9 protein-coding genes are annotated in these 11,570 nt (G+C 60.9%); 4 read left to right on the top strand and 5 right to left on the bottom strand.

The window, feature by feature from the left end:
- Window positions 1–64: 64 nt before the first annotated feature.
- Window positions 65–787, top strand: coding sequence for an alpha/beta hydrolase (locus tag P406_RS03690; RefSeq protein WP_046235418.1), 723 nt, complete (start codon window positions 65–67; stop codon window positions 785–787).
- Between the two features lie 42 nt (window positions 788–829).
- On the opposite strand, the gene P406_RS03685 is transcribed toward P406_RS03690, so the two are convergent.
- Together P406_RS03685 and P406_RS03680 are read right to left on the bottom strand one after the other, a co-directional pair.
- Window positions 830–1,576 (bottom strand): hypothetical protein, encoded by a 747-nt coding sequence (locus tag P406_RS03685; RefSeq protein WP_046235373.1) that lies wholly within the window; start codon window positions 1,574–1,576, stop codon window positions 830–832.
- Window positions 1,577–1,803: 227 nt separating this feature from the next.
- The gene (locus P406_RS03680) at window positions 1,804–3,000 is read right to left on the bottom strand and encodes an MFS transporter (RefSeq protein ID WP_032698748.1); all 1,197 of its coding nucleotides are present in this window, start codon (window positions 2,998–3,000) and stop codon (window positions 1,804–1,806) included.
- 262 nt (window positions 3,001–3,262) lie between these two features.
- On the opposite strand from P406_RS03680, the gene P406_RS03675 reads away from it, so the two are divergent.
- Genes P406_RS03675 through P406_RS03665 form a run of 3 tightly spaced genes read left to right on the top strand, consistent with a single transcriptional unit; the run spans window position 3,263 to window position 6,230 of the window.
- Window positions 3,263–3,994 (top strand): GntR family transcriptional regulator, encoded by a 732-nt coding sequence (locus P406_RS03675; protein WP_046235372.1) that lies wholly within the window; start codon window positions 3,263–3,265, stop codon window positions 3,992–3,994.
- 49 nt (window positions 3,995–4,043) lie between these two features.
- The gene (locus P406_RS03670; RefSeq protein WP_046235371.1) at window positions 4,044–5,330 is read left to right on the top strand and encodes an MFS transporter; all 1,287 of its coding nucleotides are present in this window, start codon (window positions 4,044–4,046) and stop codon (window positions 5,328–5,330) included.
- 54 nt (window positions 5,331–5,384) lie between these two features.
- Window positions 5,385–6,230 (top strand): amidohydrolase family protein, encoded by an 846-nt coding sequence (locus P406_RS03665; RefSeq protein WP_046235370.1) that lies wholly within the window; start codon window positions 5,385–5,387, stop codon window positions 6,228–6,230.
- Between the two features lie 4 nt (window positions 6,231–6,234).
- On the opposite strand, the gene P406_RS03660 is transcribed toward P406_RS03665, so the two are convergent.
- From P406_RS03660 to P406_RS03650, 3 genes are read right to left on the bottom strand one after another with little or no spacing between them, the layout of a single operon-like run.
- Window positions 6,235–9,273: an efflux RND transporter permease subunit gene (locus tag P406_RS03660; RefSeq protein ID WP_046235369.1), complete on the bottom strand. Its 3,039-nt coding sequence runs from the start codon at window positions 9,271–9,273 to the stop codon at window positions 6,235–6,237.
- Window positions 9,270–10,361: an efflux RND transporter periplasmic adaptor subunit gene (locus P406_RS03655; RefSeq protein WP_046235368.1), complete on the bottom strand. Its 1,092-nt coding sequence runs from the start codon at window positions 10,359–10,361 to the stop codon at window positions 9,270–9,272. Before P406_RS03655 ends, P406_RS03660 begins: the two co-directional genes overlap by 4 nt.
- Complete coding sequence (locus tag P406_RS03650; protein WP_082100694.1) at window positions 10,358–11,545, bottom strand: efflux RND transporter periplasmic adaptor subunit; 1,188 nt, start codon at window positions 11,543–11,545, stop codon at window positions 10,358–10,360. The genes P406_RS03655 and P406_RS03650 overlap by 4 nt, the downstream gene beginning before the upstream one ends.
- Window positions 11,546–11,570: the final 25 nt, after the last annotated feature.

The raw sequence follows: 11,570 nt of genomic DNA, 5'->3' as shown, positions 1-11,570 counted from the left end.
GGTTTCTGCCACCACGCCCACTCACGACGCTGCCCGTTGGCAGCGTCAAACAGAGGTGATGAACATGCTGAAATTCTTCGCTGCCTTGCTGTTTGCCTTCACCGCAATGGCACAGGCCCAGGACACCTTGCACACCGATCTGCCACTGGATTACCTGGCGCAGACCAATGTCGACAAGCCTGACCAGCCGCTGGTGATTTTCATCCACGGTTACGGCAGCAATGCGGCCGACCTGTTCGGGCTCAAGGAAGAGCTTCCGGCCGACTACAACTACGTGTCGGTACAGGCGCCGATGGAGTTGCGCGCTGACAGCTACAAATGGTTCACCCAGAAGCCCGGCGTCGCGGATTACGACGGTGTGACTGATGACCTGAAAAGCAGCGGTACCCGGTTGGCTGCGTTCATCGGCAAAGCCACCGAGAAGTTTCATACGCAGCCAGGCAAGGTCTTCCTGATCGGTTTCAGCCAGGGCGCCATGATGAGTTACGAAGTCGCCCTGCGACAGCCCAAACTGGTGGGTGGCTTCGCGGCGTTGAGCGGAAGGCTGCTGCCGGTCGTGAAGTCCGAGGTCAAAGCCTCCGACGATCTCAAGGCACTGAGCGTATTCATCGGTCACGGCACGCAGGATCGCCAGGTGGCCTATGCCAGCGCCCCGCAAGCCGAAGCGACGCTGAAATCGCTCGGTCTGACGCCGCAGTTGCATGCGTATGAAGGCATGGGGCACAGCATCAACGAGGCTGAAGTGATGGATCTGGCGGCCTGGTTGAAACAGTCAAACCGCCAGTGAATACGTGCGTCGTCCGAGGGGCGACGCACAATCTTCGGTCAACTAGTTGACCTTGACCTCGTTGAACTTGAGCACGTTGTCCTTGTTCTCGCGATCGCGGAAGGTCAGCTTCAAGGCAGGTGACTGCTTCACACGGCCCTTGGTCGCTTCAAAGATCAGTGTCACGCGGGTAGGCACGTTGCGGATCAACTGGAAGCTGTCCCAGCGATCGAACTTTGCATCGCCGACACGCAGTTGCGAAAGCCCCAGCGCGCCGCCGGTTTCTTCGAACAGGCTGACCGGGTTGAGAAACCTGAAGTCGCGATCGGCACTTTTATTGATCAGCTCCAGCATGCAGGTAGGCGACTGGCCGTTCTGGTCACAACCCAGCAACTCCATACTTACGTTGTCGACGGTCTCGGAGCGCTTGCCGAACAGGTTGGCGCTTTCGTTCTCGGTGAACAGTGTCTGAGCACGAGCGAAATCGACCGAAGGTTTAGCGTATTCGCCGCCCAGTTTGAAGAACACCGCGCAGAGAAACAGTGACAGTGCCAGCCAGACGCCGAGCTTGAGCGGCGATGGAAGCTTTCTGGCCATGATTGCGATGTACAGCCCGCTTATCACCATACCGGTGCCGACGATAATGACCAGTGTCTTCCAGTTTATGAAGTCAATACTGAGGCCAAGAACGGCCGGGTCCGGGAAAAGGTAGGTGAAGATGCTCCAGATAGCCCCGATCATACCGCTGATGCCGAGCGATATCTTGGCGAAAATCGCGGAAATCTTGCTTGTTCGTGGTGCTGCGTCCATTGCTGTTATGCCTTGTTCGGGTTGCGCAAGTGCGTGCCGATCCGCTTGAAAAGCAGTATCGACGGATTCGGGGCCTTGGGATGAGGCGTCTGTACAATCCGTGTTCAATCGCGCAGATCCAGAGGTGCCGGATACGCGAGCCTTTAGGTGCGAGAGAGAGCCAGAAGGGCGATGGGCTATGCCATCGCCGCGGCATTATCCTGCAATTCAGTTACAAAGTGCAGGGTTTACGCATTCTGCCTGGATCGGTCCCTGAGCAGCGCGAGCAATGCAATCAGTGGGAGTGCCGTGCCAGCGATCAGCACCCAGGTCCAGCCACCGTGATCAAACAGCGGGCTGGCGACTGCCGAGCCAATGGCGCCACCGATGAAAATACTGGTCATGTACAGCGCGTTGAGCCGGCTGCGGCTGGCGGCATCCAGCGCGTAGACCGTGCGCTGGCCCAAGACCATGCTGGTCTGCACACAGAAATCCAGCACCACGCCGGTTATGGCCAGGCCAATCACGCTGTACGCTGGATGAACCAGGCCTGGAAGAAAGCTGAGTGCGCCGAACAGCAGTGCGCCCAGTGATGCGATGCGGGTGTAGCCAGCGTCTGCCAGGCGGCCGCTGATGGGCGCCGCAATGGCACCGATCGCGCCGATCAGGGCGAAGATCGCGATCTGGCTTTGCGACAGCCCGTGGTTGCGCGACAGCTCCAGCGGCACGGCGGTCCAGAACAGGCTGAAGGTCGCGAACATGCAGGCCTGATAAAAGGCACGCTGGCGCAGCACCGGCTGGGTACGAAGGAGAGTCCATAGCGAGAACAGCAACTGGCCGTAGGACGCACGATGATCCGGGAGGCGTTTCGGCATGGTAGTCGCCAGTACCACGCTGATGCCGATCATGACCACAGCCGCCGAGCCGAACACCGCCCGCCAGCCGAAATGGTCGGCCACCAGACTGGCAATCGGCCGCGCCAGCAGAATCCCCAGCAGCAGTCCGCCCATGATCCCGCCAACGACCCGCCCACGCGACTCCTCCGGAGCCAGATGCGCCGCCAACGGAATGAGCATCTGCACCGATACTGAACTGAAGCCCACCAGCAACGAGACCAGCAAAAACACATTCGGCTGCTCGGCGAAGGCGGCACCCAGCAGGCTGAGAATCGCGACGACAGTCGTCACCAGCATCAGCCTGCGGTTCTCCAGCAAATCGCCCAGCGGCACCAGAAAGAACAGCCCCAGCGCATAACCGATCTGCGTCAATGAAACGATCAGACTGGCCGCCGTGCTCGACAGCCCGATGTCCGGCGCAATCAGCTCGATGATCGGCTGGGCGTAGTAGATGTTGGCGACGATCGCGCCACAGCAGAAGGCAAACAGCATGACCATGGCCGGGGTCATGGTCACAGCGTTATGCGCGGATTGGGACGAGTGGGGCATGAAAGTCTCGCTTGAGCATGGACTGTCAGACGCTGGACGCGTGTCTGTCAGGCGGTTTTTGATCGATGCAGCGCAGGCTAACGGTTTTATCGGCCATTAAGTAGGTGCTGCGAGTTGATACAGGATATTTCCGGGAATGATGATCAGCGAAGCGCAGCGATGTGTCGGTATAGTCACGCACGCTCGCGAACTATTGACCTTCGCTTGCCACGGATGAATACTCTTTTCAGAAATTCATATAGATGACTGGATGAATAAAACAATGAACAAGCTTTCCAGCGACGAACGCCTACCGCTTTATCAACGCCTGCGCGACAGCCTGGCTGAGCAGATTGCCAATAATCGCTGGCGTCCGGGCGAGGCGATTCCTACCGAAGCGGCGTTGTCTGCCGAGTATGGCCTGTCCACCGGTACGGTGCGCAAGGCCATTGATTTGCTGGTCAGCGACAACATTCTGGAGCGCCAGCAGGGGCGTGGCACGTTCATTCGTCGCGCGCAGTTCCAGTCCTCGCTGTTTCGTTTTTTCCGTTTTCAAACCGAAGCGGGTGAACGCCGGGTGCCGGAAAGCCGGATTTTGTCCGTCGAGCCTGTGGACGCGCCTTCGTCGGTCGCTCAGGCGCTGGGGATGGCCGCCGGTGCGCCGGTGATTCGTATGGTCCGCTTGCGGTTGCTGGATGGCCAGCCGGTGCTGGCCGAAGAGATCTGGCTGCCACGTGCGCGGTTTCAGGCATTGCTGGAGCTTGACCTCGATACGCAGGGGCCATTGCTTTATCCGATCTACGAAGACGTCTGCGGTCAGGTGGTCGCCTGTGCGCAAGAAAGCCTGACGGCCGAGACGGTCAACGACGTGTACGGCCGGTTGCTGCAGATTCCGGTCGGCAGTGCGGTGGTGGTCATCGAGCGTGTGGCGCGTAATTACGCCGGTGAACCACTGGAATGGCGTCGTTCGCGAGGGCATGCCAGCCATTTCCGCTACAGCGTGGACATTCGCTGACAGCGCTGCAGTCTGCCCGAGCCGTGCAACGCCCATCAGGATAAACGCCATGTTCAACTGGTATCGCGATGTCACTCCCAAAGAGCGCAAGACCTTCTGGGCCTGTTTTGGCGGCTGGTCGCTGGACGCTCTGGAAGTGCAGATGTTCGGTCTGGCCATTCCCGCCCTGATTGCTGCGTTTGCCCTGACCAAGGGCGATGCCGGGCTGATCAGCGCGGTGACGCTGGTAACGTCGGCGTTGGGTGGCTGGGTGGGCGGGACGCTGTCCGACCGCTATGGCCGGGTGCGCACGCTGCAGTGGATGATTCTGTGGTTTTCCTTCTTTACCTTTTTGTCTGCGTTCGTGACCGGTTTCAACCAGTTGCTGATCGTCAAGGCGCTGCAGGGCTTTGGCATCGGTGGTGAGTGGGCAGCAGGCGCGGTGCTGATGGCCGAGACGATTCAGTCCCGCTACCGCGGCAAGGTCATGGCCACCGTGCAAGGTGCGTGGGCCGTCGGCTGGGGCCTGGCAGTGGTGCTGTTTACTCTGATTTATTCGTTTGTACCGGAGGATATTGCCTGGCGGGTGATGTTCTTTGTCGGCCTGCTGCCTGCCCTGATGATCATCTGGGTACGACGCAATGTCGAAGAACCGGAGAGCTTCCTGCGCAGGCAGAAAAGCGCCGCGCCGAAGGTCAACTTCTTCAAGTCGATGGCCGGGATTTTTCGCCCCGAGCTGCTGCGCGTTACCTTGCTCGGTGGCTTGCTGGGGCTCGGTGCGCACGGCGGTTATCACGCAGTCATGACCTGGTTGCCGACCTTTCTCAAAACCGAGCGCAACCTGTCCGTGCTCAGTTCAGGCGGCTATCTGGCGGTCATTATCGTTGCGTTCTGGTGCGGTTGCGTGTGCAGCGGTCTGTTGATCGACCGCATTGGTCGACGCAAGAACATCATGCTGTTCGCCTTGTGCTGCGTGGTCACCGTGCAGTGCTACCTGATGCTGCCGTTGAGCAACACACAGATACTGTTTCTCGGCTTTCCGCTGGGCTTCTTCGCCGCAGGCATTCCGGCCAGCCTCGGCTCGTTTTTCAACGAGCTTTATCCGGCAGAGGTGCGGGGTGCCGGGGTGGGCTTCTGCTACAACTTCGGGCGCGTGCTGTCGGCGGTGTTCCCGTTTCTGGTGGGGCATATGAGCCAGTCAATGTCGCTCGGCAGCGCCATCGGAATCGACGCCGGCATCGCCTACGGCGTGGCAATGATTGCCGCTTTCTGTCTGCCGGAAACCCGTGGGCGCAACCTTGAGACCACGCTGCCGGTTGCCAAACCACTGGAGAAGGGCGCAGCGCAGCGGGCTTGAAAACCTTTCATTCGCGGTGTTGCGGCGCCGTGCTGACTTCTTATAGACGAACCCATGACTGATTCCTGTACCACGCCAATACGGGGCATCGATGCCCACGCACATGTCTTCAGCAAGGATTTGAGCCTGGCGTCAGGACGGCGTTACAGCCCGGACTACGACGCAACGGTGCAGGCCTATCTGGCCAACCTGAGCGAACATGGCCTGAGCCACGGCGTTTTGATCCAGCCCAGTTTTCTGGGCACTGATAACCGGTTTCTGCTCAATGCCCTGGCGCAGGCTCCGGACCGCCTGCGCGGTGTGGCGGTGGTCGACACGAACATCAGTCGCGGTGTGTTGCAGCGTATGGCCGGGCTGGGCATCGTCGGCATCCGCCTGAACCTGATCGGCAGGCCGCTGCCAGACTTTGCCGCGCCGGAATGGAAGACGCTGTTCAAACACATCTGGACGCTAGGCTGGCATGTCGAACTGCACCGCGAGGTCGCTGACCTTCCGGGGCTGATTCGGCAGTTGTTGCCGTTCGGTTGCAAGCTGGTGATTGACCATTTCGGGCGGCCCGATGCGCGCCTTGGTGTTGATGATCCGGCGTTCCAGGCCTTGCTGGAGTTGGGCCTTAGCGGGCAGATGTGGATGAAGATTTCGGCGATCTATCGTCTGGGCGGCAGTGTCGAGCAGAACGCGACGTTTGCTCGCGCCGCATGGCCGTTGCTGCTGCAAAGCTTTGGTCCGCGCCGACTGGTATGGGGCAGCGACTGGCCGCACACCCAGCATGAGCACGTGGTCAGCTATACCCATGTGATCGAGCAGTTCGGCGCGCTCGAATGCCCGGACCCGCTCAAGCGCATCATGTTGGTCGAGGCCCCGCAGGCGCTGTTCGATTTCCTGCCGGTGGAAATCTGACCTGCTAAACAGCAGGTGGCCTGATCCGATAGCTGACCATATACAGCGCCGGCAGGAAAAACAGGGTCAGCAGGGTGGCGATGGCGATGCCGCCGATCATCGCAATGGCCATCGGCCCCCAGAACACCTCGCGGGCAATCGGGATCATGCCCAGGCTTGCGGCCGCTGCGGTGAGCATAATCGGTCGGCAGCGATGTTCGGTGGCCTTGACCACCGATGTCCAGGCGCTTTCCCCGGCGGCAATGAATTCATCGATCTGCGTGACCAGAATCACCGAGTTGCGGATGATGATGCCGATCAGCGCCAGCACGCCCAGAATCGCCACGAACCCCAGCGGATAGCCGGAAATCAACAAGGCTGCGACCACGCCGATCAGGCCCAGCGGCACCACGCTGACCACCAGCAGCAGTTTTTTCACGCTGTGCAACTGGATCATCAAAAAGCTGACCACCAACAGCAGCATCAACGGCACGACCTTCAGGATCGGACCCTGTGAGCGCGCGCTGGCCTCGACTGCGCCGCCGGTGGCGACCGAGTAGCGTAACGGCAGGCGGGCGCTGAAGGCATCGACGTCGGGCTTCAATTGCCTGACCAGCGCTGCCGGCTGCAAGGTGCCGAGCACGTTGGCTTTCAGGGTGATGGTCGGCAGCCTGTCGCGGCGCCAGACCAGCGGCTGTTCCTGCTCGTAACTGAGTGTGGCGAACGCCAGCAGCGGCACGCTCGCACCGCCGGGTGTCGGGATCTGCAGGTTGGCGAGGGTCTGCACCGAGCTGCGTTCGTCGCTGTCGGCGCGTCCGACCAGGTCGATCAGATAGGTGCTGTCACGCACCTGAGTGATGGTGGTGCCGCTGACCAGGCTGTTGAGGATTTGCGCCACGTCCTCGGAGGACAGACCGAACTGGCGCACCTTGTCCTGCGCGATGTCGATCTTCAGCACCTTGCCCGGTTCGTTCCAGTCATAGATGACCTGACCGATATTGGGGTTGGCATCGAGAATCGCCGCCAGCGCCATGGCCTGGCTGCGCACCTGTTCGATGTCCGGCCCGCTGACCCGGTATTGCACCGGCCAGCCCACCGGCGGCCCCATGTTCAGCGGCTGAACGTAGCCACCCACGCCGACGTAATCGTCGCGAAAGCGCTGACGCAAGCGTTCGGTCAGCCGGTCACGCGCTTCGCCACCCTGGCTGACGATCACCAGCTGTCCGTAGAACGGGTTGCTCAATTGCTGATCCAGCGGCAGGTAAAAACGCACCGCGCCCTTGCCCACGTAAGAGCTCCAGCGCAGCACATCGGCGTCCCCTTTGAGCGCTGCTTCAAAGCGGTCCATGGTCTGGCGGGTACCTTCGATGGAGCCGTTTTGCGGCATGTAGATATCCACCAGAATTTCCGGCCGGTCGGAGTCCGGGAAGAACTGGTTCTGCAGCAGCCTTCCTGCAAACAGCGACCCGATGAACATCAGCACCGTGATGCCTATGACCCATCCGCGGTGCTCGAGTGCCTTGACCAGCAGACGGCTGAAACCACGCATCCAGCGCCCCGGCGCGGCGTGTTGCGCCGACGCCTTGAGGATGTGCACGCCAATCAGTGGCGCGAACAGTACCGCCACCAGCCAGGACAGCAGCAACGCTACGGCAATGACGGCGAACATGGTGAACACGTATTCGCCTGCGGAACTGGAGTTCAGGCCGATGGGCACGAAACCGGCGACCGTCACCAATGTGCCGGTCAGCATCGGGAACGCGGTCGAGGTGTACGCGAAAGTGGCGGCCTGCGGTAGCGAATCGCCGCTTTCAAGGCGAGTGACCATCATCTCGACGGTGATCATCGCGTCATCCACCAACAGCCCCAGGGCGATGATCAGCGCGCCCAGCGAGATACGTTGCATGGTGATGCCGCTGTACTCCATGAACACGAAGACCAGCGCCAGCACCAGCGGGATCGAACAGGCCACTACCAGACCGGCACGAATGCCGAGGCTGATGAAGCTGACGACCAGCACAATCAGGATCGCTTCAAAGAGTGCATGGGTGAAGCCGCCGATGGCTTTTTCGACCACATCGGCCTGACTGGAAACCAGGTGCACGTCGATGCCCAACGGCAATTCAGTGGTCAGATCGTCGATGCGTTGCTGCAACTGGTTGCCGAATGCCTGGATGTTGCCACCTTGCTTCATGGCCACCGCAAGGCCGATGGCTGGCTGGCCATTGAAGCGGAACAGTGAGGAGGGCGGATCGGCATAACGGCGCTCGATGGTCGCCAGATCGCTGAGGCGAAAGAACCGGTCACCGAAGCGCAGATTGACCGCCTCGAGGTCTTGTTCATTGCTGAACTGCCCGCTGGCCCGCACCGCAATGCGTTCGGGACCGGCCTCCATCACGCCAGCAGGCGTAACCGAGTTTTGCGCTTGCAGGCTTTGCAGCACCTGGCGCTGATCGATGCCCAGCGCCGCGAGCTTGCGGATCGAGAAATTCAGATAAATGACTTCGCGCTGGGCGCCGAGCAACTCGATCTTGCCCAGATTAGGCACGCTGCGGATGTCGGCGCGCACTTGCTCGACGTAATCACGCAGTTGGCGGAAAGACAGGCCATCGGCGGTGAACGCGTAGATGCTGCCGAACACATCGCCAAACTCGTCGTTGAACGCAGGGCCCTGGATGCCGCTGGGCAGCTCGCTGCGCACATCGCTGATCTTCTTGCGCACCTGATACCAGGCCGCAGGGATGTCGGCGCTTCGGGTTTCACTCTTGAGGAAGACGAAAAGCGTCGATTCGCCAGCCAGCGTGTAGCTTTTCACGTAATCCAGCGCGTCGATTTCTTCGAGCTTCTTTTCCAGCCGATCAGTCACCTGCTGCAGGGTGTCGGGCAGCGTTGCACCCGGCCAACGCGCCTGAATGACCATGGTCTTGATGGCAAATGAAGGGTCTTCCTCACGCCCCAGATTCAGGAATGACCAACTGCCCATCAGCAATGAAACGAACATCATGTACCAGACCAGCGTGCGATGCCTGAGCCCCCAGGCCGACAGATTGAAGCGCTCCTTCACAAACTGACCTCTCGCTGCACACGGACCTTCTGACCGGACTGCATGCCGTTGACGCCGGCAGTCACTACTTTTTCGCCCTTGTGCAGCGCGCCGCTGACCCTTACCGTTGACCCCGATCGCGCCAGTACCTGCACCGCGCGCGGGACCAGTGTCGATGTCGTCGGGTCGATCACCCACACCTGAGACGTGCCGTCACGCTGCAGCACTGCGCTGCCGGGCAGGTCATGAAACGCCGGTGCGTCGCCACTGATCTCTACGGTGACGGTCGAGCCCAGGCGAAAGCTGTCCGGAGGATTCTGCAAGGCCAGGCGGACGCGCTGAGTGCGGGTCTCGGCATTGATTTGCGGTGCAAGCTGGCGGACATTCGCGGCCACTGAAAGCTGTTCGTTCAGTTGCGAAATCACTCTGATGCGGTGCCTCTCATTCAGCGAACCGAGTGGCAAGTCGACGAGCGCTTCACGGCTGTCCGGGCGCGCAAGGTTGACCACTGCCTGACCGGTCGCCATGACCTGGCCGACCTCGGCTTGCCATCCAGTAATCAGGCCATCGAACTCGGCTGACAAGCGTGTGTAGGACACATGATCAGTGGCCTGCTGCACGGCGACGCGTGCCTGATTGCGCAGCGCGTCCTGAGTGCGCAGGTCGCTGTCCAGTTGATCCATTCGCGCCCGCGAGCCGATACCGCGCTCATAGAGTTGCTGGTAGCGCGTCAACTCATCGCGTGCCTGTTGCCAGGCGGATTGGGCTTTGCCGAGTTCGGCCTGGCGGGAGTGCAAACGGTGTTGCTGGTCGGCGGGTTCCAGGGTGGCGAGCAGATCGCCCTTGCGCACTTGATCGCCGATCTCAGCGTGCCGGGTTGCCAGTCGCCCGGCGACACGAAACCCCAATGCCACTTCATACTGCGGCTGGATGACGCCGGCGAAGCGGCCATAAGAGGCGCTGCGCTGATCGACTATTTCGGTGAACAGCACCGGGCGTGCGACAACCTCGCGAAGCGGTTTGTCGCGGCAGCCCGGCAGTGCCACGATCAGAATGCAGATCAGCCAGCAGCGGGATCTCGTTCGTGGTTCTACGCACGAGGTGCTCATTGCGCAGCTCCCGATGACGTCAGCGAGACGCTTTGTTCGGCTTGCGCTTGCCCTGCGACCTCTACCCGTTGTCCCGGGTAGAGAAACTGCAGCCCCCGGGAAACTACTCGATCACCTTCGGACAAGCCCTCTGAAACAATGACCTGGCCCTGTTCGTAACGCAGCACTTTCACAGGCGTCAGCCTGACCTTGGCCTGAGCGTCCACCCGCCAGACTGCCGGTTGTCCTTGTGTACGGCTCAAGGCGGACCAGGGCAGGGCGAACACCGATTGCGACTGCGTCTGCAAGCGAGCGCTGACCACGGAGCCCAGTGCGAGCGACGCAGCGGCACCCTGCAGAGCAACGCGCACTCGCAACGTGCCGTTCGCGGCGGAGACGATAGGGGTGATTTCCCTGATGATGCCGGTCAGCTGCATCTCCGGCTGGCCCAAGGGGCTGACAGTCACTGCAGCACCGGTCTGATCGGCGCGCAGCAGCGATTCGTACGCGGAAAACACCGCTTCGCGCTCGCCATCATGAGCGACGCTGAAAATCGCAGTGGCGGCCTGAACCACCTGACCTTCTTCGGCATAGCGCGCCGTCACGACGCCATCGGCTGCGGCGAACAGCTCGGTGTAACCGACCTGATCACGCGCGTTGGCCAGCTGTGCCTGCAGTGCGGCCAGATCCCCCCGCGCACTGTCGAGCCCGGAGCGTGCCTTCTGGTATTCGCTGAGGTTGGTATAGCCCTTGGGCAGCAGCATTTGCTGACGCTGGTAGTTCTGTTCGGCGAGGTGCAGCCGCGACTGTCGTACGGCGACTTCGGCACTGGCTGACGCCAGTTCGGTGTTTTGCTCGCGTGCGTCGAGTCTGGCCAGAACCTGTCCGACCCGCACTCGATCCCCGACATCCACATAGCGCTTGATCAGCTTGCCGGAGACGCGAAACGATTGCTCAGTTTCCTTGCGGGCCTGGATATCGCCCGTCAGCGTCACACTGCTGGCAACGTTCAGTAGGGCAACCGGTTGCGCGACGACTCGCACCAGCGCCTTTTCTGCGGGTTTTCCTGCAGAGCAAGCGCTGAGCGAGAGTAGCGAGATGAACCCCAGCACCACGCCGGGCTGAGTGTACAGGGAGTGCAACGGCCGGATATTTCCGGAAACACGGCAGCACGAACGCCGGAGCGTTGCAAAGGGAAAAGTCATCAACGAATAGCACTGCCCGATCAGA

Source organism: Pseudomonas syringae pv. coryli str. NCPPB 4273 (genome assembly GCF_000972175.1).
Taxonomy (GTDB): domain Bacteria; phylum Pseudomonadota; class Gammaproteobacteria; order Pseudomonadales; family Pseudomonadaceae; genus Aquipseudomonas; species Aquipseudomonas syringae.
This window is presented reverse-complemented; position numbering and strand designations above follow the sequence as displayed.

Coding starts and splice junctions, on each gene's coding strand:
- P406_RS03670 (WP_046235371.1), top strand. CDS start 4,044: ATGTTCAACTGGTATCGCGATGTCACTCCCAAAGAGCGCAAGACCTTC.
- P406_RS03665 (WP_046235370.1), top strand. CDS start 5,385: ATGACTGATTCCTGTACCACGCCAATACGGGGCATCGATGCCCACGCA.
- P406_RS03690 (WP_046235418.1), top strand. CDS start 65: ATGCTGAAATTCTTCGCTGCCTTGCTGTTTGCCTTCACCGCAATGGCA.
- P406_RS03655 (WP_046235368.1), bottom strand. CDS start 10,361: ATGAGCACCTCGTGCGTAGAACCACGAACGAGATCCCGCTGCTGGCTG.
- P406_RS03680 (WP_032698748.1), bottom strand. CDS start 3,000: ATGCCCCACTCGTCCCAATCCGCGCATAACGCTGTGACCATGACCCCG.
- P406_RS03675 (WP_046235372.1), top strand. CDS start 3,263: ATGAACAAGCTTTCCAGCGACGAACGCCTACCGCTTTATCAACGCCTG.
- P406_RS03685 (WP_046235373.1), bottom strand. CDS start 1,576: ATGGACGCAGCACCACGAACAAGCAAGATTTCCGCGATTTTCGCCAAG.
- P406_RS03650 (WP_082100694.1), bottom strand. CDS start 11,545: ATGACTTTTCCCTTTGCAACGCTCCGGCGTTCGTGCTGCCGTGTTTCC.